Annotated in this window: 24 protein-coding genes and 1 pseudogene; 4 read left to right on the top strand and 21 right to left on the bottom strand. The window is 51.1% G+C overall.

Annotation, left to right across the window (positions count from 1 at the left end; genetic code table 11):
* Nucleotides 1–157: 157 nt before the first annotated feature.
* Both JNE38_RS14165 and JNE38_RS14160 read right to left on the bottom strand, forming a co-directional pair.
* Nucleotides 158–700: an AAA family ATPase gene (locus tag JNE38_RS14165; protein WP_203357129.1), complete on the bottom strand. Its 543-nt coding sequence runs from the start codon at nt 698–700 to the stop codon at nt 158–160.
* Nucleotides 701–832: 132 nt separating this feature from the next.
* Nucleotides 833–1108 carry a hypothetical protein gene (locus tag JNE38_RS14160; protein ID WP_203357128.1) on the bottom strand — a complete coding sequence of 92 codons (276 nt, stop codon included), beginning with the start codon at nt 1106–1108 and terminating at the stop codon, nt 833–835.
* Nucleotides 1109–1374: 266 nt separating this feature from the next.
* Here JNE38_RS14160 and JNE38_RS14155 point away from each other — a divergent pair, with 266 nt between their 5' ends.
* A complete protein-coding gene (locus tag JNE38_RS14155) occupies nt 1375–1770 on the top strand; it encodes an RrF2 family transcriptional regulator (RefSeq protein WP_203357127.1) in 396 nt (131 codons plus the stop codon).
* A gap of 64 nt (nt 1771–1834) precedes the next feature.
* On the opposite strand, the gene JNE38_RS14150 is transcribed toward JNE38_RS14155, so the two are convergent.
* Nucleotides 1835–2449 (bottom strand): DedA family protein, encoded by a 615-nt coding sequence (locus JNE38_RS14150; protein WP_203357126.1) that lies wholly within the window; start codon nt 2447–2449, stop codon nt 1835–1837.
* Between the two features lie 199 nt (nt 2450–2648).
* Here JNE38_RS14150 and JNE38_RS14145 point away from each other — a divergent pair, with 199 nt between their 5' ends.
* Nucleotides 2649–3890, top strand: a complete 1242-nt coding sequence (locus tag JNE38_RS14145) for a cysteine desulfurase-like protein (RefSeq protein WP_203357125.1) — start codon at nt 2649–2651, stop codon at nt 3888–3890.
* A gap of 77 nt (nt 3891–3967) precedes the next feature.
* Here JNE38_RS14145 and JNE38_RS14140 read toward each other — a convergent pair whose 3' ends face one another.
* The 6 genes and pseudogenes from JNE38_RS14140 to JNE38_RS14115 form a co-directional block, all read right to left on the bottom strand.
* A complete protein-coding gene (locus tag JNE38_RS14140; RefSeq protein ID WP_203357124.1) occupies nt 3968–4954 on the bottom strand; it encodes an NAD(P)H-dependent flavin oxidoreductase in 987 nt (328 codons plus the stop codon).
* 90 nt (nt 4955–5044) lie between these two features.
* Nucleotides 5045–5380, bottom strand: a complete 336-nt coding sequence (locus JNE38_RS14135; protein ID WP_238933726.1) for an acyl-CoA dehydrogenase family protein — start codon at nt 5378–5380, stop codon at nt 5045–5047.
* 182 nt (nt 5381–5562) lie between these two features.
* A pseudogene (locus JNE38_RS14130) lies at nt 5563–6345 on the bottom strand (enoyl-CoA hydratase/isomerase family protein).
* Between the two features lie 21 nt (nt 6346–6366).
* Entirely contained in the window at nt 6367–7164 is a 798-nt protein-coding gene (locus JNE38_RS14125; RefSeq protein ID WP_203357123.1) for a citryl-CoA lyase, read from the bottom strand.
* A 309-nt stretch (nt 7165–7473) separates the two neighbouring features.
* Complete coding sequence (locus JNE38_RS14120) at nt 7474–8511, bottom strand: zinc-dependent alcohol dehydrogenase family protein (RefSeq protein ID WP_203357122.1); 1038 nt, start codon at nt 8509–8511, stop codon at nt 7474–7476.
* A 361-nt stretch (nt 8512–8872) separates the two neighbouring features.
* Nucleotides 8873–9826 carry an MBL fold metallo-hydrolase gene (locus JNE38_RS14115; RefSeq protein ID WP_203357121.1) on the bottom strand — a complete coding sequence of 318 codons (954 nt, stop codon included), beginning with the start codon at nt 9824–9826 and terminating at the stop codon, nt 8873–8875.
* Between the two features lie 308 nt (nt 9827–10134).
* On the opposite strand from JNE38_RS14115, the gene JNE38_RS14110 reads away from it, so the two are divergent.
* Nucleotides 10135–10605 (top strand): hypothetical protein, encoded by a 471-nt coding sequence (locus JNE38_RS14110; RefSeq protein WP_203357120.1) that lies wholly within the window; start codon nt 10135–10137, stop codon nt 10603–10605.
* Nucleotides 10606–10681: 76 nt separating this feature from the next.
* On the opposite strand, the gene JNE38_RS14105 is transcribed toward JNE38_RS14110, so the two are convergent.
* The 12 genes from JNE38_RS14105 to JNE38_RS14050 form a co-directional block, all read right to left on the bottom strand.
* Nucleotides 10682–10972 (bottom strand): hypothetical protein, encoded by a 291-nt coding sequence (locus JNE38_RS14105; protein WP_203357119.1) that lies wholly within the window; start codon nt 10970–10972, stop codon nt 10682–10684.
* Between the two features lie 204 nt (nt 10973–11176).
* A complete protein-coding gene (locus tag JNE38_RS14100) occupies nt 11177–12040 on the bottom strand; it encodes a cation diffusion facilitator family transporter (protein ID WP_203357118.1) in 864 nt (287 codons plus the stop codon).
* 469 nt (nt 12041–12509) lie between these two features.
* Nucleotides 12510–13856, bottom strand: coding sequence for an acetyl-CoA carboxylase biotin carboxylase subunit (gene accC, locus JNE38_RS14095; RefSeq protein WP_203357117.1), 1347 nt, complete (start codon nt 13854–13856; stop codon nt 12510–12512).
* Between the two features lie 11 nt (nt 13857–13867).
* Complete coding sequence (locus JNE38_RS14090; protein WP_203357116.1) at nt 13868–14317, bottom strand: acetyl-CoA carboxylase biotin carboxyl carrier protein; 450 nt, start codon at nt 14315–14317, stop codon at nt 13868–13870.
* A 15-nt stretch (nt 14318–14332) separates the two neighbouring features.
* Complete coding sequence (locus tag JNE38_RS14085) at nt 14333–15874, bottom strand: acyl-CoA carboxylase subunit beta (protein WP_203357558.1); 1542 nt, start codon at nt 15872–15874, stop codon at nt 14333–14335.
* Between the two features lie 18 nt (nt 15875–15892).
* Nucleotides 15893–16945 carry a methylmalonyl Co-A mutase-associated GTPase MeaB gene (meaB, locus tag JNE38_RS14080; RefSeq protein ID WP_203357115.1) on the bottom strand — a complete coding sequence of 351 codons (1053 nt, stop codon included), beginning with the start codon at nt 16943–16945 and terminating at the stop codon, nt 15893–15895.
* Complete coding sequence (gene scpA, locus JNE38_RS14075) at nt 16942–19116, bottom strand: methylmalonyl-CoA mutase (RefSeq protein ID WP_203357114.1); 2175 nt, start codon at nt 19114–19116, stop codon at nt 16942–16944. The genes meaB and scpA overlap by 4 nt, the downstream gene beginning before the upstream one ends.
* Nucleotides 19113–21236 (bottom strand): methylmalonyl-CoA mutase family protein, encoded by a 2124-nt coding sequence (locus tag JNE38_RS14070; RefSeq protein ID WP_203357113.1) that lies wholly within the window; start codon nt 21234–21236, stop codon nt 19113–19115. The genes scpA and JNE38_RS14070 overlap by 4 nt, the downstream gene beginning before the upstream one ends.
* 39 nt (nt 21237–21275) lie before the next feature.
* Nucleotides 21276–21800 carry an acetyl-CoA carboxylase biotin carboxyl carrier protein gene (accB, locus tag JNE38_RS14065; RefSeq protein WP_238933655.1) on the bottom strand — a complete coding sequence of 175 codons (525 nt, stop codon included), beginning with the start codon at nt 21798–21800 and terminating at the stop codon, nt 21276–21278.
* A 235-nt stretch (nt 21801–22035) separates the two neighbouring features.
* The gene (locus JNE38_RS14060; RefSeq protein ID WP_203357111.1) at nt 22036–22686 is read right to left on the bottom strand and encodes a TetR/AcrR family transcriptional regulator; all 651 of its coding nucleotides are present in this window, start codon (nt 22684–22686) and stop codon (nt 22036–22038) included.
* A 41-nt stretch (nt 22687–22727) separates the two neighbouring features.
* On the bottom strand, nt 22728–23006 hold the full coding sequence (locus JNE38_RS14055) for a DUF2277 domain-containing protein (RefSeq protein ID WP_203357110.1): 279 nt from the start codon (nt 23004–23006) through the stop codon (nt 22728–22730).
* Between the two features lie 42 nt (nt 23007–23048).
* The gene (locus JNE38_RS14050; RefSeq protein ID WP_203357109.1) at nt 23049–23522 is read right to left on the bottom strand and encodes an SgcJ/EcaC family oxidoreductase; all 474 of its coding nucleotides are present in this window, start codon (nt 23520–23522) and stop codon (nt 23049–23051) included.
* A gap of 166 nt (nt 23523–23688) precedes the next feature.
* On the opposite strand from JNE38_RS14050, the gene JNE38_RS14045 reads away from it, so the two are divergent.
* The gene (locus JNE38_RS14045) at nt 23689–25257 is read left to right on the top strand and encodes an FMN-binding glutamate synthase family protein (RefSeq protein ID WP_203357108.1); all 1569 of its coding nucleotides are present in this window, start codon (nt 23689–23691) and stop codon (nt 25255–25257) included.
* Nucleotides 25258–25261: the final 4 nt, after the last annotated feature.

Genomic DNA, 25261 nt, shown 5'->3' with positions numbered 1-25261 from the left:
TCCTCTGTCTTACCAATTTCCTCTTCTACCAGATTTTTTAGGCACTTTTCAGTATGCGCTTGATCAGCATGGCTCTGTTTGGCCAAAACAAAACCCACAAAACTACATGTGGGTTTTGAGCCTTTTATGAAACGACCGAACCCGCTAACGTAATCGCTTATGTAATCATTGCCTCATTTTGCAGTCTCTTGACAATTTCATTCACCGTCTCTTCAGGGGACAAATCAGATGAATCCAACCACAATCCTGTGCGCGGAGTTTCATTTCGCAGCAGACGATCTAATACATCAACACTCCAAATGCCATAACCTTTCTTTTTGCGAGCAGCCTCTCTCATTGCAACCACTGTAGAGTTTGGACAAAGCACTACTACATAAAATGGGCGGCTACTAATATACGAGATAAAATCAGTAAGCAATGGTCCAACGACGACATCTTGAACAACAACTGTAAATCCCGCCTTTTGGTACATCTCCGCTGATTGAGCGGCTAGCTGATATCGCAGCTTCAATTGATCAAGCTCGCCACTTCCCGAGTCTGGATGGACCTCTTTGCGGTTATTTACAATCATTCTTCGGAAAATGTCTCCACGTAAATGCACCGATTTTTCGAATTGTTCAGAGAGCAGTTGCGCTACTGTCGATTTTCCGCTAGCCATTATCCCTGTAATTAATATAATGCTTGGATCTTCCTTTGACATACAGTCACCATCCTTGAACGTAATACGTAAACGGAAATTTGAAATGAAGGCAACGAGGTAAGCTCGACTTTAGATATATTCATTCATTACGCTATACTGCCAGTCAGCGTATCTCTTGAACATGCATTTTTGTTACTTTCCTCCAACATGAAACACACCAATTACGGTTTCACCATCAACGTCATACAGCGGAATATCACGACCACCTGGTGATCTACTGATTTGTATCGCAATGGCTTCCTCGGGTGATTTTGGTCGCTCACCGTCTAAGTCTTTTTTCAGCACATATCCTGCAGTGCCATCCACACCTGTAGCACTGATTAATTCAGGTTCCATTTCAGCAGAAGCAGCATCTGCCATAGAACCGTATGTTTGTCCGTTTTTATTTTTAGGATAGTGAGGAGCCATTACTCCCTGTCCTATCCCCTTCATATACGAACCAAATAATGGAAAGTTACGCTAATCAGTCCATTAGGTGTTTTGGAATAACTTTTGTTATTGTAGCTGCATTATTAGGATGCAGCCCAGCTCTCTTGCGTTGGTGCTTCGTTCTATCTGAAACGATGCTTTTAAATGACTCATCCCGGAAGCGAGCAGCAATTCCATCCATCTACTTGCTTTGCTGCCTTATTCTCTTTATTATGGATAAATAAAATCTACGTTAGAGGTGTCTCATGAAGTTTTCACAGGCGACAGATTATGCTCTCCATGCCATGCTGTACCTGGTGTCTGAAGCGCCGGACAAGCCCGTCAGTGTGCAGCTTTTGGCTGAAAAATTAGGAGTTTCCCAAACGTATCTTTCCAAGATGCTAACCAAGCTGGTCAAAGCCGGGCTCATCCACTCTGTTCCAGGAGCAAATGGAGGCTACCGGCTCAAACGCAATCAGGATGATATTTCCTTTCTGGATGTCATTCATGCCATCGAAGGTACGTCCTCCTTGTTTGAATGCGGCTTTCAGCACAGCAGCGAGTGCTTGATCCAACAGGTCGTATTGGACGCCGAGCGTCAGATGGAGCAGGCACTGAGGAGTAAAAAAATCTCGGATATTGCCAGGCAAATGAAAGGCTAAAGCACGAAAAATCTCCGGCCACCTCGACCGGAGATTTTTTATGGAGGCACCGCTTGTCCTCCTCCTACTTCGACCTCACACTTCTTTTGCGGAAAAAGAAAAAGAGAAACACGATTGCTCCGATTCCAATGACAATATAGGACACGGTCGAATACATGTCCATAAACGATAGGATACTGTCCCAGGATTGTCCCAGAAAAGAACCGATCATGACGAGCGCCACATTCCAGATCAGCGTCCCGAGTGTCGTAAACAGCAAAAAGAGCCAGACGTTCATTTTGGTCATTCCAGCCGGGACAGATATCAAGCTCCGCACCAGCGGTACCATTCTGCAAAGGAAAATGGTCCAGTAGCCGTATTTGTTGAACCACGCATTCGCGCGAGAAATATCTTCTTTCTTCAACCGCAAGATATGTCCCCAGCGATCCACGAGGTTCTCGATTTTTTCGAAATCGAGGTAGTACCCAATCCCATATAGAATGATGGCTCCAAAAACAGAGCCCATCGTTGCGGAAATGATGACTCCCGGTATAGACAGTGTCGTGTATGTGGTCATAAATCCCCCAAAAGTCAGAATCACCTCAGATGGGATTGGGGGAAACACATTCTCCAAGGCCATCAGCAAAAAGATGCCGATGTAGCTGAACTGTTCCATAAAGGTAGTAATCCACGTTTGCATGGTATCCCTCTCATCTACATCTTGATCAAGGCGTTTGCGCTGCCTCTCTCAGTATTACGTCTCTACTACCAGTATAGATACCCGTCGCTCGTTTGTACAATGTATTAGCACGCTTGTAATCCTTCGCCAAATTGACAAACAATTATGATAATATGAGGGAGTGTAAGATTACTTCTGCAATGCAAAGGAGACGTGGAGTATGACGAAAACGGCTGAGCTCTACCCGATCGCGGCAGTACGTGAACAATTTCCCGCTTTGCGCCGGACACACAACGGCAAGTCTGTTGTTTATTTTGATGGTCCTGGCGGTTCGCAGGTAGTCAAAAGCTCCATGGATGCCATCTACGCATATATGGCAAATGGGGGCGCAAACCTCCACGGATCGTTTCCGAGCAGTCAGGAAACGGAGAAAATCATCGCGGATGCGAAGGATGCCATCGCAGCTCTCTTTGGCGCTTCTCCCGAGGAAATCGCATTTGGCGCCAATATGACCACACTGACCTTTGCCATTGCCCGAGCTTTGGGACGTGATTGGAGGGAAGGCGACGAGATCATCGTATCCGAGCTCGATCATCGGGCGAACGTCGATCCTTGGCTGACCATTGCGGCAGATCGCAACATGACCGTGCGCTGGCTGCCTGTCGATCCTGATACGCTGACATTGCGTCTGGAAGAACTGGATGATCTCCTCACTCCCCGTACACGCTTGATTGCGGTAGGACTTGCTTCCAATGCAGTCGGAACCATCAATGACATCGCCGCTATCTCGAAAAAAGCACACGCGCACGGCATTCCCGTGGCTGTCGATGCTGTTCATGCTGTCCCTCATTTTGCCGTAGATCGGGATGAACTCGGCGCGGATCTGCTCCTCTGCTCTGCCTATAAATTTTTTGGTCCGCACATCGGGATCGCCGTCATTCGTCAGGAACTCTTTGAAAAGCTCCAGCCTTACAAGCTCCAGCCAGCGCCCTCTTACATACCGGATAAGCTGGAAACCGGAACCCAAAATCACGAAGGCATCGCAGGGATTCGTCCCGCTATCGAATTTATTGCCAGTCTGGGAGAAGGTCAGGAGTTAACCGAGCAGATACGCTCTGGGTATGAAGTAATCGAGGCCTATGAAAACAGCCTTGCCGAAAAGCTTCGTACGGCACTGGCGGATATGGAAGCTGTTACGCTCTATCAAGCTGCACCTGATGTGCCAAAAACGCCAACAATCGCTTTTCGGGTCGATGGCTGGTCCACTCAAGCATTTTGCGAGAGGATGTGTGAAGACTACGGCATCTTCATTGCCGACGGAGACTTTTACGCGATGACACTTGCAGACAAGCTGGGAATCAATGAAAGTGGCGGCTGGATTCGCGCAGGACTTGCTCCCTACAATACAGCGGAAGAAGTAGAGAGATTCATTCAGGGAATCCGTGAATTGACCCAGAGCTGACAAATACGCGAAAACCCCGAGATCAATTTCATCTCGGGGTTTCTTCTTGACTGCATCTGGTGCAGACGGGACCCATGTCAAGACATGGATGTATTCAGATGCGTGCGGGTGTGGCTTACCTGCTGCAGAGCGGTGAGCGTCTGATCGTATTCCGTCTGGAGTTCCCCGACGATTTCAGAGACGGTCTGGATCGACTTCGTCCTACCTACCCCGTGTCCCGCGGACCATACGTTTTTCCAGGCCTTTCTGCCGGTCTTGGCGAAGTCCGCATGCGAGCCTAGGTCGTCTGGATTGAGCCCCTCATTGATGATGCTCGGCTCCAGGTAATTGGCTGGAATGCCACTAAACGTCGACGTATATAGGATGTCTTCGATGGTGGAGTCGATCAGCATCTGCTTGTACTCTTCCCCCGCGTTGCTCTCAGCGGAAGCGATAAACCTCGTGCCCATATAGACTAAATCTGTATCAATGGCCTGGGCTGCCAAAATGTCTTGACCATTGGCAATCCCACCTGCAAGGATCGTGATCCCGTCCCAAAATTCCCGAATGGCACTGACAAAAGCAAAATGATTCAAAGTGCCCGCATGTCCTCCTGCGCCCCCGCAAACCAAAATCAAGCCATCGACACCCGATTGCACAGCTTTTTTCGCATGGTAAACGGTAGTCACATCAGAAAAAACGATTCCTCCATAGGCATGTACGATTTCTACGACGGGAGCCGGATTCCCCAAAGCCGTAAAGACGAGCGGCGGTTGGTACTTTTTGATCAGTTCCAGTTCTTCCTCCAATCGATTGTTCAAATGGCGAATGACGATGTTGATCGCCCATGGAGCAATTTTCTTCGTCGGCTCTGCCGCTTTGCAGTGAGCCAGCTCCTGTGAAATGGTCGACATCCATTCCGTCAAGGTATCAACGGTACGTGCATTCAATGATGGAAAGGAGCCAATGACTCCACTCTTGCATGCAGCGATGACCATTTCCGGGTTTGATACAAGAAACATGGGAGCTGTAATCACCGGGAGGACGATATGCTCTGAAATCCAGCTAGGCAAACGATTTTTCATACTCTTCCACTCCTCTCAAATATCCTTCTGGACTCGCTACCTATTTCCGCACATCATTTGCTCGACATGCCTTGGGCAAAATCAGGACCTCTATGCTTTCCAATCAGTACGATCTTGGGAGCCCCAAGACATGCTCGGCCACATAGGACAGGATGAGGAATTTTCCGCAGGCACCTCGAGGTTTTCGATAAACAGCTCTGTCGTCGCGTGGTTCATCATGGTTCGTATCGGGCGGATGTACTTGTCGCCTTTTCGTACGGCCGCGGTTCTCAACTGGGTCGTATCCGAGCCATGGCGCAGCAGCGTTCCCCTGGTGTACATCTGGGCATGGCACGCTCCCGCATTCCCTCCCGAGCGATTGATTTCTTCCATGATGATGGAGGCTTCTGTGACGGACAAGCCGGGGCCGCCGTATTCTTCCGGAATCAGCGCACCGAGAAATCCTGTGCGTGACAGCTCATTGACAAAGGCTTACGGATAGGCCCTCCTCTCATCCAGCTCTCTCCAGTAAGAATCCGGATAATTTTTGCAAATGGCGCGTACGCTCTGGCGAAGTTCCTGGTGAAATGCGTCGTCTTTCATGACTCTTCCTCCAGCCTGTATGCTCTTTATTTTCCTACGAAACGCGGCACTCGCTTTTCCACAAAGGCGAGCACACCCTCCAGACGATCCTGCGTATCGACACAGCGGTTGTAGAACTCCAGCTCCTTTTCTCGAGCCAGCTGATCGTCCATTCCGAAGAGCACGTCGACCGCTTTCTTGCATGCTTGCACTGCCAACGGCGCATTGCGGGCGAGACTTTCTGCCAAATTCAGCCCTTGCTCTGCAAGCGAGTTTGCTGTCGTCAATCGATTTATCAAGCCTGCCCGATCAGCCTCCCCAGCCTCGATCAGCCTGCCCGTGCATATCCATTCTTTCGCTTTGTGCAGGCCGATTCGCTTTGCCAAGAGCCGTGTCCCTCCCCCTCCTGGCATAATCCCCCGCGTAACCTCTGGAAGACCGAAGATTGCACTGTCCGCCGCTACGATAAAGTCACAATTGAGCACGAGCTCGAATCCTCCTGCCAATGCGTATCCGTCCACAACGGCAATGACGGGCTGGGGAGTATCTGCGATGGCGTAAAACATTTGCTCAAACAGCTTGTGCTAGTCTCTCCACTCTGCCTCCGTCATCCCATTGCGTTCTTTCAAATCAGCCCCTGCGCAAAATGCTTTCCCATTCGTCGATTGAAGCAGCACAGCCCTAGCATCGGAGCTGACTATCTCCTGAAAGGCTTGTAGGAGCTCTTTCGCCATTCTGGTGTTGAACGCATTTCGCGCTTCTGGCCGGCTCAGCTCGGCAACGGCGATCGTATTGTCGACACCCGTGCGTCTCGTATGTACTTGTTTCATGACTCTCTCCCCTTCCCGTACTTATTCCTCTGCTTGATGACGCGGTTTGTCATTCGTGTAGACCGTGCTTTCTTCGACATAGTCATACAGCTGCTGTGCCATGCTGTCCGCTCGTCCCGACTCGATTTCTTCGACGATGTGGCCGATCAGTCCCACGGCTCTGGCGGCTACGGCAAAAGACTTGACGACACTGTGATGCATATTCATATCGGAGAGCACTGCTCCAATCGCACCTGCCACGTTTAACGTGATGGTCTTTCCCTTTTTCTCGCAAAACTGTCTGTGGATTTCACGCATCAAGGCCGTGTGCTTTCCGGCAAATCCGAGCTCTTCTGCAAGCGCAAACAATTTCGTCGTGCGAGGATCGACGGGTCTGTGAACGGGATGCCCGAACCCAGGAAGGGAGAGTCCTTGCTCCGCTCTTTCATGCAAGATCTGCTCGGCAAGGCGCCGCACATCGGTTTCTTGCTCCTGCTTCTTCCAGCCTTCTTGAAGCATCTGTGCCACGTACTCCATGGCTCCCAGGTAAACAGAGCCTGCTCCAAGCAGACCCGCCGCCACCGCTGCCTGCACGGCTTCTGGGGCTCCCAAATACGTCAACCGAGCCGAAATGGAGCTAGGTGTGAATCCGTGCTCGCAGATAGCCACCATACACGCATTCAGCATTCTCGATTCTTGAATAGTCGGCTTGCGGTGGGCAGCTCCCAGAAACGCCATATCTGCCAACGTGATCTGTCCGATCAGATCCTCGCTCAAATCATAGCCATGCACGTAAATCTTATCGGGCTCGGAAACCCCGATCTGTGTTTTGAATTCCATCTTCGCTTCCTCGCTTTCTTTTTCCAGGCTTCTGCTCGGGAATCGATGGCATCCATCGCCAGCTTGGGACTGCTGAGCTGAGCAAAGTGACTCCTCATGCGGTCTCTACCTTTTCCTAGCAAAATACATGCCAGAGCTCCAAGTTCCTAATGCTCGATGAATCTGCGTCCGTAAAAGTGTCTCGATTCGAACAATAGTTGTCTTTATTTTCACACAACACTTACTATTCCATACACTTTCCGGCAGCAAAAAGCAGCGAAGGCCACTAGGATTTGCCCCCGCTGCTTTATTCAGTTCTTCCTTTATCCGTTACGCAAATGTGGTGACAACAAATGTACCTGTGTTGGAATACGAGCTCATCGCGGTGAAAATGTCGTTCACCTCGGATAGAGCAATCTCCCTCGTCACCATTTTTCCTGGAGTCAAGCGACCCGTCGTTACCAAGGGTAGAAGCGATGCAAAGCGATGGGCAGGCATCCCCAATGTCGTGATAAAATTAATCTCTTTCAAAATCATTTCATTGACTGGAATGGCAATATGCCCCTGCTCGTGATTCATGGTGAGACCGACCTGCAGATGACGTCCTCTCTTTCGCAAGCTGCGAATGCCGCTGACGCAGGTCTGTGTAAAACCAAGCGCATCAATCGAGACATGTGCGCCGCCTTTGGTGATTTCCTTAACTGCGGCTACCGGGTCCGTCTGCTTGCTGTTGATCGTGTAAGCGGCTCCCATTTGCTTCGCCAATTCCAGATTGGCATCATTAATATCCACACCGATTACATTTGCCCCGATGGCCGTAGCAATATTGATCGCCGAGAGACCTACTCCTCCGCACCCGTATACGGCAACCCATTCGCCCGGCTGAACTTTTGCCTGATCGACGATGCCGTGGAACGCTGTCATGAATCGGCAGCCGAGAGCAGCCCCATCCACGAAGCTGATTTCTTCCGGCAAGTGTACGAGATTGCGTTCCCCGTAAGGAATCGAAACATATTCCGCGAAACCGCCTGGGTACATAAATCCGGGCAACAAAAAGGAGTCGCATATATTCGTGTGCCCCTGCTGACATTGCGGACATGTCCCTTCACTCCCCGAAAAAGGAGCGATGACACGATCGCCCTTCTTAAAACGCGTGACGTTCTTCCCTACTTCCTCTACGATCCCCGTAAATTCATGACCCAGAATTTTGGATGGATAATTGTTTACTTCCGCTTCCCAGACGTGCCAGTCGCTCCGGCAAACGCCATTTGCCATGATCTTCACCAAGATGTCGTTGTCCCCAGGTGCTGGCGTAGAGACCTCCTTGACAACACAATTCTTTTGGCTCTCCAATACAAGCGCTTTCATAATAGAATGCCCCCCATCAACGTATATGGAAAAAGACTGTGTCTTCTTGGATGAACACACTCAACCGTTCCTTGTACGCGGACATTGACGCTTATTGATAACATACGCGCCATGTGAATAATCATGTCTATTCGACTTTGGTTGGCAAAAACCCTTGTATATTTTATGAATTTTCAGACTTCTATACTTCATTGTTTCCTTTGCTTCTACTGGCCCGGAGTGTTTGAAAAAAGAGCGAAAGCCCCGAACTTCGGGTCGTTCTGCTCTTCTTCCTTTGAATTACTGGCGCCTACTACTTGCTGAATCCATCTTCGTACATGTGTGCTGCTGAATGAGGACAGCGCAAACAAAATGGTAGCGCCTAGCCCATCACATGAAAACGGACTTTCCCTTCTACTTTCTCTGCACGCAATCTGCCTTCCGATTCGAGATACAAGATCCGGGACAGTGTCATGAGAAACTCGGCCATGTGCCGTATGGATAGCTTCTCCAGGCCGTACACGACTTTTGCGATCTCGCCAGCCGTGCTGCCGCCCGCAGCTACTCCCTCCAGAATTTGCTGCATGCGCTGCTCATGCCCGATTCGCAGCTCAGCGACTCTCGCAGGCAAATCCTGAATCATGCTGCCATGTCCAGGCAAGGCGATCTGTACGGGAAGCCGAACTATCTTGTCCAGCGATTGAAAATAGGAGCGCAGCGGATTGCCTTCCTCTTCGGACCAGATGGGAATGAGCGGGGAAATATCATTCAACACGTGATCGCCAGCCAGCAGTACGCCATTGGAACGATCGTAAAAACAGAAGTGATCGGGCGAGTGACCTGGCGTCCAGATCGACTCGAACAAAAAGTCTCCCAATACGATCTCCTGCTCGTCCTCCAGGAGTTCATCCGGCTCGAAAAAATCGGCGTCTACTTGCTCCAGCAATGCCTTTTCACTGATTGCCGGACCCCCATGCTGAAGAAAATAGGGATAATCTACGGACTCATCCCCTTTATACTCTTTCAATCTCGTGTGAAATTTTTGCATCTCCTCATAGCCAAGTCGTGAGAGGAGTACAGGTGCATCGTAGCGCTCCCGCAGCCACTTAGCCAAACCGATGTGATCGGTGTGCGCATGCGTCAGCAGCACTTTTTCCACCTTCGTTCCCATAGGAAGCGCGCTTTTCCAGATATCCATGGACTGCTCAGCGCAGCTGCCCGTGTCTACGATCGTGACCCCTTTACTTCCTTCTATGACATAACTGTTCACTTGTCTCATGCCGAATGGAAATCGAATCGATAGTTGATGAATCCCTTTTGCCACCTGAACCAGCATCGTTTTTCTCCTTTATCTCTTCTTCTGCCTTTATCTTACCATATTTTTCTGAGGGCGAAGGCACTGCCCGTCCGCTTTGCCGGCAAACCCGTTCGTGCCCGTTTTTCCACAAATAATGAAATCGCCAACCCGCCGAGAGACAACTTTGATTGACGAGTTCATATGTTATGGCAGGAGGTGGTCCAAATGGCTCTCAGATGCCTTTGCCGCGGCAGGAGATGCACGATTTTTTGCCGATGCGGTTGCAGGAGAAGAAGCAAATGGAACATCAGTAAATAATTGAATCTTCACTCATCAGGGAGGTTGCTATGCTCGTACTCAACATCGTTTTCCTCAGTTTGCTGACGATCGGCAGCGTCCTTTACACCTATAAAAACCGGACAGAGCTTGCCTGCATGGACGGGATGATCATCGCCATGGGCTTAGGTGCTATGTCTAGCGTCACCCTGGGATTGAATATTCAAGTTCTTCTCGCGAGCGATCTGGCTCTCGCCACGGTGATTGCTGTCTTGATCGGGATGACTGTGGGATTTTGTACAGGCTGGTTGGTCTCGCTAACGGCTTCCATCGAAGGTGTCATGGCCGGAGTCATGGGCGGGATGATGTCACCCATGCTCGGCGCGATGCTCTCGGGGCCCATGTTGCTGATCTGGTTTTTGGATATTGCCTACCTCCTCGTCATCCTATTGCTGATGCTGCTCGTAAAAGAAGCGCGACAGGCTTTTCAGGAGGAGGCTGAATTGCTCGAGAATAACACGCAAACAGTCCATGGCGATTAGGGTTTAGGTACCGAGCTTCGACACATCATCCAGAACGGGAGGGCCATTGCCCTCCCTCTGTTGGTTTCGTGCGGCACTATGATTCTGGAGAATGGCTTTCTTTTGATTCCTGATAGGCTTTCAATAGCTCGCCAGCTATTCGGACATTGTCTACGACTTTACCCAAATCGAAATTGATGGAAGGCAAATTTTGAAACAGAGACAGCTTCTTTGTCCTGTTTCTTTTTTTCGTCTTCATCCATTCTCGATGGTACATGTCCAATGCCGTCGGATCTTTCTTCAGCCTTTTCCTCGTGATTTGCTTCTCCTTTAGCCAGTCTAGAAATTCAGGTGTAAAAAGCTCGTCTTTCCCATCCTGCTTCCTCATTTCCTACCTCCCTTTACTGGTTGAGCTGACAAGCATTCTTCTGGCGTCATATGCTGAGGCTTGAGATACTGTATGTGTCGGTTTCCTCATTTGCCTGTTCGCATGCCTACGCAGGCTGTCAATCGCGGTGCGTTTTCCCCTCTGGGATTCGTCCTGAATTCGACGAAAAGCCCCCTTCTGATCAAAGGGGGCTAATGAACTCATTTACTTCGGCTCAATATGAACATGCACATGGCGGATGCGGTATTCACGCAGCATTTTCTTTTCGATCTCTTCTGTAATCTCATGGCTTTGGATAACGTTCAGCCTGTGATCTACGGTAATGACAGCATCTACGAGGACACTGCTCCCATGCTTCCTTGCTTTGATGTCTTTAATGAATTCAACTCCAGGCGTGTCTTCGATCGTTTGCTTAAACGTCTCGAGCGTTTCTTCGTCGAATCCATCCGTGAGCGTATGGGTAGCTTCACGGAAAATATCCCAAGCGGTCTTGCATATGATGACACCCACCACGACGGCTGTGAGCGAATCGAGCCAAGGCAGACCCAACTGCGAACCCATGATTCCGATAAATGCCCCGATACTGACGAGTGCGTCAGAACGATTGTCCTGTGCTGCTGCCATCATGGCTTGGCTTTTGATTTTCTGTGCTAGCTGACGATTGTAGCGATACACAATGAACATAATCATTGCACAAAAGAGCGCAGTCCATGCCGCCAGCAAATCTGGCGCCTGAACATCTGGGGAAAATAATCCGATCACCGCTTGATAGAGTACCTGTATCCCTACGGAAATCATGATAAAAGATGCGATAAGTGCACTGATGGTTTCTGCACGAAAATGGCCGTACGGGTGATCCTTATCAGGAGGCTTACGAGATATTTTCAGTCCAATTAAAACCGCGATGGAAGCGATAATATCTGTCGTATTGTTGAGTCCGTCCGCCAGCAATGCCTCCGAATTCGAAACATAGCCAACCCCTAGTTTAAGTATGGAAAGGCAGATGTAGGTGATAATGCTGATCCATGCACCCTTTTCCCCTTTTTTAATATCCTCGTAAATTTCCAACAACTGCCCCTCCAAGTACGTTTTCTTGAACGTAACCATGTTACCAAACGAAAATCATGTGGGTCTAGAGAAACAGTGTTTGTCGGATTCACGCTTTTAGTGCGCGCGAAAATAAGTTGCGCGCGGTCAAAGATTTTACTTTTATCAAACTTTTGGTTCTCTCAGGGAGTGCGGCTGCATGAAATTGCAGGATCACAAAAAAGAGCATCAGTTGTTTGGGCTGACGCTCTTCATGGCGAGCTCACTACTTTTGTTTGAACTGCTTCAGCAAACTCTTCGTATCCAGTCCCGATCTTCGTATTCTCGCGTCCGTAATCACAAAGCAACACCTGCAAGTGGAATATAGTTCCCTTTCAGTATGTTTCAGTGGGATGTATTGCATACGCCAAATCATGGAATGATCCCCAGCAATGTCTGCATAGAAAAAAGCCCCGAAATCGGGGCTTTTCCTTTGCTCCTATGAAGGTGACTACAGGTCAAGCTTGTTTTTCTCCAGGAAGTTTGTTGCAAACTGTCCTGCTACAAAGTCAGGGTGGACAAGCAGCTTTTCATGGAATGGAACGGTCGTGTGCACCCCTTCGATTACAAATTCATCGAGTGCGCGGCGCATGCGGGCAATAGCCTCGCTTCGGTCCGTCCCCCATACGATGAGCTTTGCCACCATGGAATCGTAGAACGGAGAAATCTCGTAGCCAGGATATACGGCGCTGTCCACTCGTACGCCATATCCTCCTGGGGGCAAATAACCCGTGACTTTGCCAGGTGACGGCATAAAGTTCTTGGAGGGATTTTCTGCATTGATCCGGCATTCAATCGCCCATCCGTTGATTTTGACATCCTCTTGGGTAAAGGAAAGCGGATTTCCTGCTGCTACTGATATTTGTTCCTTGATGAGATCTATTCCGGTGATCATTTCCGTGACTGGATGCTCCACCTGAATGCGGGTGTTCATTTCCATAAAATAGAACTGCCCATGCTTATCCAGCAAAAACTCGACGGTGCCGGCACCGTGATAACGAACAGCCTTGGCTGCCGCCACTGCAGCTTGCCCCATTTTCTCACGAAGCTCACCATCCAGTGCTGGAGATGGCGCTTCTTCTACCAGCTTCTGATGGCGCCTCTGGATAGAGCAATCACGCTCGCCCAAATAAACGGCATTGCCGTGCTTGTCGGCCATGATCTGAATCTCGACGTGACGCGGTTCTTCTACGTATTTTTCCAAATACACGCCTGCGTTCCCGAAAGCGGACTCCGCTTCTTTCTGGGCTTGATGGATGGCTTTGGTGAGCTCTTGCTCGTCGTAGGCGAGACGCATCCCTCTTCCTCCACCGCCGGCAGTGGCTTTGACTATCACCGGATAACCGATACTTGCCGCAACCTCCAAAGCTTCCTCGATGTCACCGATCAGTCCCTCCGTCCCCGGCACCAACGGCACACTGGCCAAGCTCATGGTTGCCTTCGCCTCGGATTTATCCCCCATTTTGGTAATCGCATCCGGATCTGGACCGATGAAGGTAATCGAGCAATCCTGGCATAGTTGAGCAAATGACGCATTTTCTGCAAGGAAACCGTATCCAGGATGAATCGCATCCGCCTTCGTCAACAAGGCGATGCTCATGATTCGAGGCATGTTCAGGTAGCTGTCTTTGGAAGCAGTCGGTCCAATGCAATACGCTTCGTCTGCCAACTGAACGTGCAGGGCTTCACGATCGGCCTCTGAGTAGACGGCGACGGTGGCAATTCCCAATTCTCGGCAAGCGCGAATGATTCTGACAGCAATCTCTCCGCGGTTGGCGACTAAGACTTTCGTAAACATAGTCTCTCCTCCTAGCTTTGCTTGACAGCCATCAGTGCCCGGCTGTAATCGACGAGCTGACCGTCTGCTGCGAAAATTTCTACGACTTCTCCTTGGATGGAAGAGACAATGTCTTGAGAAAGCTGCAAAGCGTCTACGGAACAACGGCCCACGACATCGCCGGATTGGACCCGTTGACCGATCGCTACCGATGACGTGAAGATCCCTACTGCCGGCGAAGCGATCGTATGTGTCACGACGGATGATTCCTGTACTTGCCCGATGAGCTCAGCCGTAGCTGCTGCTTCCTGGTAACCAGCCTCTACTTCAACTGCAGGAACGGGAGAGATTTCTTGCGCAGCGATGAATACAGGAGCTGCTTTTTTAATCACGATCGAAGTGTTGCCGCTCTCCCACTCCAGCTCTTCGATCGAGGATTGATTGACCAGTTTGACGAGCTCGCGAATATCATGCAGTTTCATCTCTATCGATCCCTTCTACAATGGGATATTCCCATGCTTTTTAAATGGACGATCTTCCTGTTTGTCTCTCAGCATTTCCAGCGCTTGTGCGACTTTCATTCGCGTCTCGCGCGGGTCGATAACGTCGTCGACCATGCCCAGACTCGCTGCGACGTACGGATTGGCAAACTTCTCGCGATACTCTGCGATTTTTTCTGCACGAGTAGCCGCTGGATCAGCGCTTTGTTCGATCTCTTTTGCAAAGATGATATTGGCTGCTCCCTCTGGACCCATGACCGCGATTTCCGCATTGGGCCATGCGTACACGACGTCCGCGCCGATCGACTTGGAGTTAAGAGCCACATAGGCGCCGCCGTATGCTTTGCGCAGAATCACGGTAATTTTCGGCACGGTCGCTTCTGAATAGGCGTAGAGGATTTTCGCTCCGTGACGGATGATGCCCCCATGCTCCTGGTTGATCCCCGGGAAAAATCCGGATACATCTTCAAATGTCAGGAGAGGGATGTTGAAGCAATCGCAGAAACGGATGAATCGCGCCAATTTGTCGGAGGAGTGGATGTCTAGACCTCCAGCCATGACTTTTGGCTGGTTGGCAATGATCCCTACGCTATGTCCGTCAATTCGTGCCAAGCCGATCACGATGTTGCGGGCGAAGTTCGGCTGGACTTCCATGAAGTCTCCGAAGTCGACGATTTGCTCGATCACCTTTCGAACGTCATACACCTTGGTGCTTTCCGCCGGGACCAGCTCCAGCAGCTCCTCCTGCCACTTCTTCCCTTCCTCGGATGAGTGGACAGGTGCTTTGGCCCGGTTATTTTGCGGCAGAAAGCTGAGCAGTCTACGGACTTGCTCGAGTACTTCTTGCTCGGTTTCTGCGGTGAAATGAGCGTTTCCGCTTACGGTGGAATGCACTTTCGCTCCACCGAGATCTTCGGACGAGATCTTTTCTCCCGTTACGGTTTCGATTACCTTAGGACCCGTAATGAACATTTGGCTGGTCTTTTCCACCATGAAAACGAAGTCGGTGATGGCTGGCGAATAAACTGCTCCGCCTGCGCACGGTCCCAGGATGACGGAGATTTGCGGAATGACACCGGAATAAATAGCGTTACGGTAAAAGATCGTTCCGTAGCCATCCAGCGAGCTTACCCCTTCCTGAATGCGCGCCCCGCCGGAATCGTTCAATCCGATAAAGGGAGCGCCGTTCTTTGCAGCCAAATCCATCACTTTGGCGATCTTCATGGCATGCATTTCCCCGAGTGCACCGCCGAATACCGTGAAATCCTGTGCAAACAGGTAGACGGGTCGACCGTTGATTTTCCCGTATCCCGTAACGACACCTTCGCCTGGCGCTTCCATTTTATCCAGCCCAAAGTGAGTTGCGCGATGCTCCACGAAGGGATTCAGTTCCATAAAGGTATCCGGATCTAGCAACAGATCGATCCGCTCTCTCGCCGTAAGTTTGCCCCGATTGTGCTGGGCATCAATCCGCGCGTCCCCGCCGCCAAGTTGGACCTTAAACTTCCGTTCCATCAGCTCATCTATTTTTTCATGCATGCTGCTCATAGTCTGGCCTCACTTTCCATCCCTATCGCGTTTTTCAAATCGTTCCACCAATTGCTGGACGGCGCTCGTCACAGACAGCTGTCCGCTTGCGACGGCGCTTTCGATCGTTGGCAGCATGCCCGCCACTTCCGGATTGCTGTAAAAGGTAGCGCGCAAATAATCCTGCGTCATGCTGTGCATCCAATCCAGCGACTGGGCTTTGCGGCGGGCATCGAAGCCACCCGTGCGAGTCGTCTGATCACGAAATTGACCGATGACGCTCCAAATCTCTTCGATGCCTTCCCCTGTCAGCGCTGAACACATGTACGCTTTTGTCTCCCAGCCGGACGTAGCCGGTTGGAGGTAGTGCAAAACCCGATTGTACTCGCCCCGTGCGACGAGCGCCCTGTGCTTGTTCTCTCCGTCTGCTTTGTTGATCAAGAGGGCGTCCGCTATTTCAATGACTCCCTTTTTGATCCCTTGCAGCTCATCTCCAGCTCCTGTCAGCATGAGAAGCAAAAAGAAATCGACCATGGACCGGACCGTCGTCTCGCTTTGCCCCACGCCAACTGTCTCTATTAGGATCACATCGTACCCTGCCGCCTCGCAGATCAGCATGGTCTCCCGCGTTTTCCGATTGACTCCGCCCAGCGTACCGCCTGTTGCGGAGGGTCGGATAAATGCGTTTGGATTGCGTGACAGAAGCTCCATCCGGGTCTTATCCCCGAGAATGCTTCCTCTGGTCACCGTGCTGCTCGGATCGACCGCCAGCACGGCTACGCGATGTCCCTTCTCGCACAGCATCGTTCCAAATGTTTCGATGAACGTGCTTTTCCCTGCCCCTGGCACACCCGTGATGCCAATGCGAATCGAGTTGCCGGTGTGCGGCAAAAGCTGTCTGATCACTTCTTGTGCCATATTCATGTGCACTGCCGAGTTGCTCTCGGCCAAGGTGATGGCTTGTGCGAGAATCGTGCGGTTGTTTTCCCGAACACCCTGGACATATTGATCGACCGATAAGCGAGGGAGACGGACTGATGAAGAAAAGTTCAAGGAAGTCCGGTCTTTGTCGCCCTCACTCATAGACTGCCAGCCTCCAGACGACGCACGATTTCTTGGAGTACATTTTGCGCTGCAACCGGTATGACCGTACCCGGACCAAAGATGGCAGCTGCACCGTTTTCCTTGAGGAACGCATAGTCTTGCGCCGGAATGACGCCGCCGACGACCACCACGATATCTTCCCGACCCAGCTTTTTCAGTTCAAGGGCAAGCTGCGGCAGCAGCGTCTTATGTCCGGCAGCCAAAGAGCTGAAGCCAATGACGTGCACATCGTTTTCAACGGCTTGCTTGGCTGTCTCCTCCGGTGTCTGGAACAGCGGTCCGATATCGACGTCAAAGCCTAGATCCGCAAAAGCGGTCGCAATGACTTTCGCTCCTCTGTCATGCCCGTCCTGACCCATTTTGGCGATCATGATGCGGGGACGACGGCCTTCCCATTGCTCAAACTCGTCCGCCATTTTTCGCACAGCTGCCACTTCTTCCGCATCTGCATACTCCGAGCTGTAGATTCCGCTGATGGAACGGATGACGGCCTTGTGGCGGCCCACTACTTTTTCGTACGCATCCGAGATTTCTCCTAGTGAAGCCCTTGCGCGAGCAGCCTCGATGGCCAACTCCAGCAGATTGCCTTCTCCTGTTTCCGCGCAAGTCGTGATGGCTGTAAGCGCTGCTTGCACTCTTGCCTCGTCGCGGTGTTCACGCAGCTCGCGCAATCTCTTGATCTGCGCTTCGCGTACAGCTGTATTGTCCACCTCGAGGATTTCCAGCGGGTCTTCTTTGTCGAGACGGTATTTGTTGACTCCGATGATCGCTTCCTTGCCCGAATCAATATGGGCTTGGCGCCTTGCCGCTGCTTCTTCGATCTTCATTTTGGGCAGACCGGTCTCGATCGCTTTGGCCATCCCGCCGAGTGCTTCGATCTCTTCGATGTGAGCCCATGCTTTCTCAACCAGCTGAGCAGTCAATGCTTCTACATAATAGGAGCCAGCCCACGGGTCTACCACCTTGCAGATCTCTGTCTCATCCTGCAGGAACAGCTGGGTATTGCGTGCGATCCGGGCAGAGAAGTCTGTCGGGAGTGCGATCGCTTCGTCCAGTGCGTTCGTATGCAGGGATTGCGTATGCCCCAGGGCTGCTGCCATTGCTTCGACACAGGTTCGAACCACGTTGTTAAACGGATCTTGCTCCGTCAAGCTCCATCCGGATGTCTGTGAATGCGTGCGCAGCGCCATGGACTTCTCGTTTTTCGGATGGAACTGCTTGATCAGATTCGCCCAGATCAGACGTGCTGCTCTCATCTTGGCAATTTCCATGAAGTAATTCATGCCGATGGCCCAGAAAAAGGACAGCCTCGGGGCGAACGCGTCAATTTCTATCCCTGCTTTCAGACCCGTTCGCACATATTCCAAACCATCTGCCAGCGTATAGGCAAGCTCGATATCGGCAGTCGCCCCCGCTTCCTGCATATGGTAGCCGGAAATGCTAATGCTGTTGAATTTCGGCATGTGCTTGGAGGTATACGCAAAGATATCGGAAATGATTTTCATGGACGCTTCCGGCGGGTAGATGTACGTATTGCGCACCATGTATTCCTTTAAAATATCGTTTTGGATCGTTCCAGTCAGCTGCTCCTGGGGGACCCCCTGTTCTTCCGCTGCTACGATATAAAAGGCCATAATCGGCAAAACGGCCCCGTTCATGGTCATGGACACCGACATTTGATCCAGCGGAATCCCGTCAAACAAGATCTTCATATCCAGGATCGAATCCACCGCTACACCGGCTTTCCCGACATCCCCGACGACCCGCGGATGATCGGAGTCGTAGCCCCGGTGAGTGGCCAGGTCAAAGGCGATCGACAGACCCTTTTGACCAGCTGCCAGGTTGCGTCGGTAAAACGCGTTGCTCTCTTCGGCTGTGGAAAACCCGGCATATTGCCGAACGGTCCACGGCTGCGTCACGTACATGGTCGGATACGGCCCGCGAAAATAGGGCGGCAAGCCGGGCATGTAGCCCAGATGATTCATTCCCTCCAGATCCTCTTTGGAATAGAGCGGCTTTACGGGAATCTGCTCGAGAGTTTGCCAGAGCCGCTCGTTTGTCGAGTGTTGATCCGCTGGCAGGAAAGAGTTCGCAGCCAAGCTTTTCGTCGTACGGAATGGCACTTTTGAAAAATCAGGCCTCTTCTTCATGACATCACCCCTATTCGTTCCGACAGGTCGCGAAGTACTTGGTAGCAGTTGGTGCGGATATGAATGCAGTCATCCAGCCCGACATTTTTATAGCTGGCGAACTGTTCCTCATCCGGGAGACCGGCCAAAAGCAACGTCATCTCAGGGTTTCCTCTCTTGATTGCCTGCGCCAGTGCCGGGACGATCTCGGGATAGCTGCCGTCATCCGAACAAATCACCGCAATCGGAGCTTTGGATGCGATCACCGCCAAGGCAGCTTCGTCGGATGAAGCAAACGGGTCGGAGCGCAAAACTTCGAAGCCTCCTACCGTAAAGAACTCTGCCGCGAAGTCCGCCCGCGCCTTGTGCTTCGATACGGGACCCATATTGACCAGGAAGACTTTCGGCTTATGACCCGTTTTCGCCTCGTATTGAACTGCCCGCTGACGCAATGTTTCGAATGGTTCTGCCAGCCGGTGACGGCGAAGCGGCTTTGCACAAGTCCGTTCCTGATCTTCTGGCAGCAGGACCTTCGTCAGTTCACCTAACGTTGCGCCTGCCAAAACGGCTTGTATCGCCTTCTCCATCCGTTCATCCTGCTCCACAGATAGGGCCTCAAGCATGCTACTGACTTTGTTGCGGTCGTGCTTCGCGAGATAGGCTTCAAGAGCAGCCAATCGGGTTTCAGGCTCCACGGCCAGCTTGCTTACTGCCTCAGGATGCTCGAGTGCATTTGCATACATGTTCGTCCCAACGACTCGCGTCTTGCGCTGCGCAACATTTGCCGCCTTTTTCACTGCGACTTCTTCGATCTGCGACTGAGGAATTCCTGACTCGAGTGCTTTGCGCATTCCTCCCTGCTCTTCCACCTGCAGGAACAGCTCCCACACCTTTTCAGCCAGCTCATCTGTAAGCTTTTCGACGTACCACGAGCCACCGGCTGGATCGGCCACTTTCGCCAAATGCGCTTCTTTCTCAAGAATGATTTGCGTGTTGCGCGCGATCCGTCTGGAAAACTCATTGGCTGGACGAATTGCCTCGTCAAATGCAGAAACATGCAGGCTGTCTACGCCGGCTACCACGGCTGAAAACGCTTCCGTAGTTGCCCGCAGCATATTCACGTTTGGATCGAGTACGGTCTTGGTCCACGCAGAGGTGCGCGCGTGAATGGTCATTTTTTGAGCCGCTTCCGATCCGCCATACGAATCCATGATCGCTGCCCACAGCATGCGAGCCGCCCTGATTTTCGCGATTTCCATGAACACATGGGAGCCCACAGAAAAGGCAAACTGCATGCGCGGTGCGATATCCTCGATCGAAAGTCCGCGTTCCAGCATCGCTTGGACATACTCGACACCAGTTGCCAGTGCATAGGCGAGCTCCTGGACCGAATGAGCCCCTGCATCATGGTACGGATGGCCTTGCACGAGGATCGTTTTCAGCTGCGGCGCATGCTTGGCTGCCCATTGTGTTGCTTGTGCCATGCCGTCAAATGCAGCTGACTTAGATCCAGGCAGTGTGCCCTCCGTAACGAGTGCGGCGAACGGATCAGCGCCCACACAGCCACGCAGCTTTGATACATCTCGGCCCGCAGCCTTTAGGTGAGCGACAAGCAAGGATAGGATGGGCATGTTATGTGGACCTGCGTATGCGTAAACGGGTACTTCCTCCAGATTGATGTCAGCAAAAGCTGTAGCCAGATCTTCAAGGCTGAAAATGGACAGCCCTTCATCGCCGACCGTTTCCAGCGCCGTCTTTTCTGGATTGCGTCCTGAGCGGGTTGCTTGATCAAATACGAGGTTCAGCATGGTTTGACCGCGCTCCAGGTCGCCTCGTGCGATTTCATTAAATGCTGCGGCATCTGCCGTCAAAATCTCTTGGGCTACCTCCCAGCTTTGCGCTTCAGGGGAACCGGCTGTGTTTGTACCCCGCAAATAGGGAGCACAACCTGGCTCAGCGTGAATGTGCACGAGTTTTACGACATCTTCCTGCCGATAAATGGGCTGAAGAGTAATCCCCTCATAGGTTTTCGTCAAAAGCTTGGCGTCAAAAGAAGCTCCCTTCAGCGTCTTTTCTGCCGCTTCCCTCCATTGGTCGTACGTTGGGACAGAAAATTCTTTAAACAATGTATCTTTGTTCACTAATCTTGACCTCCCCCGCTTGGGTGTTTGGATCACCTGTCATTGTGCTGTCTTGACTAGGAACAGGGGCTGACCGAGGTCTACCAGTTGGCCATTTTCGACCAGAACCGAGACGATTTCCCCGTTTACCTCTGCCTCGATTTCATTAAAGAGCTTCATGGCCTCTACAATACATACGATCGTTGATTTCTCCACACGACTTCCGATTGATACATATGGTGCGGCATCGACAGCCGGAGCGGCGTAAAAAGTGCCTACCATCGGGGAAGTGACTTTATGCAGCTGATCCGTGTTTTCTGCTGGTTGGGCAGCGGCAGCTTTGGGAACTTCTGCAGCGGCAGGGCGGGCCGCTTCGATTCTCGGCTTTGCAGGGGCTGCTGGCGCAGGCGCGACCGCTTTTACGGGTAATGCGGCTACATTCACAGCTGGCTGTGCATGACCGACGTCCCCGTTTGGTCTGCGTTTAATAGCCAGTCGAGAATCATCTTGTTTGACCTCGATGGATTCTACATCGGTTTGCTCCAGCAATTTCACAAGCTCTCTCAGTTCATAAATCGTCAGCACAACCATTCCTCCCGATTTCCAAGTCTCTATATGAGTAAACGGTAATCAAACCGACCAGTTGGTCTGATTACCTTAAACTGGACCGACTAGTTGGTCTTTGATCCAGTATAGCAAGTTTCTGAATAATAGTACAGACCAACTGGTTGGTCTGTCTGAACTTTTTTTAAACTCGTTGCACAAGCCCACATACAACGAGAGCGTATCGAGTTGACCATACTTATTTCCTTCTTCTCCATTAGGAAAAGGGCTTTAGGGGGAAATCTGAGGATTGCAAAAAGAACCGGTTGAAATCCGGATTTTCCATCGCTTCCGATTTTAACACCGAGTGCAGCACCATATCTGCATAAATGTCAGCGATCTGATCGATGGAGTACGTTCCCGATGTTTGATACCATTTGTAAATCCAGTTGACCATCCCGAAAATGGCCATGGACACGATGGGAACCGGAAGTTCTGGGCGAAATTCTCCAGAGTGGATCCCTTCCTGCACAACCGTAAACATCATTTTTTTGTAGCGGTCCCGCTTGATTTCAATATCCTTGAAGTATTCAGGAGCCAGGAACAAGCTTTCCTGATAAAAGATCGTCACCTGCGACCGGTACAGATCGATCATCTTCACGAAGGATTTTACGATAGCTTGGAGCCTTTCCGTAGGCGTCCCCCACTGCTCATAAGCTTCCTCCGCTTTTTCCAGTACATACGAAATGAACTGATCATGGATGATGTAGAGCAATTCATCCTTTGATTTAAAGTTGTGATAAAAACCACCCTTGGACGTACCGCTTTCCTTGACGATTTGGTCGACGGTCACCTTGTGGTAGCCATTCGCTTCGAATAAGCGCATGGACGTTTCAATGATTCGTTCTCTGATCGATTTTTCGCTCATTATCTTCACCCGTAGTCATTATAGCACAAGATCTGGCATCGTCACTCTGTGCTTGTTCCAAACCGTTTGGCATTTCTTGCGCGAGCACGTTCGATCTCCGTCTCCCGGTTGCGCGGCTCGGCATTTGAGACCAGCGAATCGAGCAATTTTTGGGCAACCTGTGCCACCTCTTGAACCGCTTGGTTGAATGCAGCTTCGTTTGCTTTGGACGGGGTATTGTACCCCGAAAGCTTGCGCACGAATTGAAGCGCGGCGGCATGGATCTCATCTTCTGTGGCGGACGGATCGAAGTTGAATAAGGTTTTAATATTTCTGCACATGGCAATCTCCTTTTGCTTATTTTATTCGTAATGAGGCGTACGTTACAGTAACGCTCGCAGCTCTGTGGTCATTTCTTCTACCAATTCCGGTCTTCCGTGGAATTGTGCAGGGGTCGTTTGAAAATGTACGACTTGCCACGCGCCAGCCTGTTTTTCAGCCACGAGGGTCTGGACGGCATTCAGTCCTGGCTCGATATCACCTTTCCCTGGCGGAACCATTCCTGCTATCGCTTGCAATACCGCTGCATCCGTCCCCATCATCCGCACAGAGCGCACAATCGTCACATAGGGCGCTGTCGGATGACTGGCAAAAATCGGCGTCAGATGCTCTTCGATCTGAACCCGCCCCGCGATCTGGCTCCCATCAAATCCAACCAAGGAGCCATCGGCTGCGAATGGTTCAGCCATTCCCTTGGCATTTCGTTCATTCCAGCCCTTGATAAGTCCCGCATAAAGCGATCGAACCTCTATTTCCTCTGGCGAACTGGAATCATGTCCCAATGTTGACGCTTCCATGCCTCATTCCCTCCTTGCTCACAAATTGACTTTTTCCCATTATAGCAAAAAGAGAGTGATCCTATTTGCCTATATGCGAGTTGTAGAATCGCCATTGGTGTTTTGTGGGAAGCTATGCAGGCATTCTTTTGCCTAATGAACCATGTGTGATAGGAGGGTAAGCTGTATGCTCCAGATATTTCTGCTCGTATTGCTCCTGATTATTCTTGTTGTGCCGCCGCTTTTCTTAGCCTACCTATATCGTCTATCCAAACGCCCCAAGCATTCCATCATTCGCTCCCATCCCTATCTCGGGTGGCTGCGCTACTTTTTAGAAAAGCTGGGGCCGGAGTTTCGCCAATATTGGTTTGATAGCGACACGGAAGGAAAGCCATTTTCCCGGGCTGATTTTGTCGGGCTCGTCTACGCGGCCAAATATCGGACCGATCTCATCTCCTTTGGCGGGAGACGCGATTACGAGAAGCCCGGCTTTTATCTTTCCAATGCCATGTTCCCGAAATTGACGAGCGAGTTAAAGGTAGATAATGATCGAACAGTCACAGGGAAGAAATACGTGATTACCGATGAAGGCCTCTTTACGAGGAAAGAGAAGTTCATTGAAGAGCAAATCAAGCCATGGCTGCTCCACGATGATGATGTGATTGTGGTAGGTGAAAATCGCAGACAACCATGGAGACTCAAAGGAATGTTCGGAGCATCCGCCACTTCCTTCGGTGCGGTGGGAGAAAACTACATTCAATCGACGGGGACTGGGGCAAAAATGGCGGGTGGTTCCTGGATCAATACAGGCGAAGGCGGAGTAGCCCAAGTGCATCTGGATACGGGCGTCGACATTATCTCGCAAATCGGACCAGGACTGTTCGGCTTTCGGGATGATACCGGTCGTTTTTCCATCGAAGAATATAAGCGTAAAGCTGAGCACCCGCAAATCAAGGCATTCGAGCTCAAATTTCATCAGGGTGCCAAAATACGCGGCGGACACCTCGAGGGCACGAAGGTCACGGAAAAAGTCGCGGCAGCACGTCTCGTACCGGTAGGCAAAACCGTCAATTCGCCAAACCGGTTCGAATTTCTTACCAGCCCCGAGGAAGCGCTTCGTTTTATCGCGGAATTGCAGGAAGCTGGCGGCAAACCGGTTGGCGTAAAAATCGTGGTGGGTGATCCGCAGCGGCTCGAACCGTTTTTCGGGGCCATGCTTACCTTGAATATCTTCCCTGATTTCATTACCGTTGACGGTTCCGAGGGGGGCTCCGGCGCAACCTTCAAAGCAATGGCCGATGGAATGGGTCTCCCCCTCTACCCCGCGCTTCTTATTCTCGATGACATGGCGAGACGATACGGCGTGCGCGACCGCATGAAAATTTTCGCTTCCGGCAAGCTCGTCACTCCTGACAAAGTGGCGATTGCACTGGCGCTTGGCGCAGATCTCGTCAACTCCGCACGCGGCTTCATGATGGCCAATGGGTGCATCATGGCCTTGCAGTGCCATACAGGAAAATGCCCGACCGGAATTACCACCACCGACTCCAGATATCAAAAGGCATTAGCGCCTGAAGAGAAGCAGTGGCGCGTCATGAACTACATTCTTCAGTTACGGGAGGGACTGTACTCGTTGGCTGCAGCTTGCGGCTTGGATAGCCCCCGCCATTTTCGCCGAGAACACGTCGTATTTACAAACGAAAGCGGTCAAACGGTTCGGATTGCAGATCTGTTTCCGTATCCTGAAACGATGTGATTCC

It is taken from the genome of Brevibacillus choshinensis (assembly GCF_016811915.1).
In the GTDB taxonomy this organism is placed as follows: domain Bacteria; phylum Bacillota; class Bacilli; order Brevibacillales; family Brevibacillaceae; genus Brevibacillus; species Brevibacillus choshinensis_A.
This window is presented reverse-complemented; position numbering and strand designations above follow the sequence as displayed.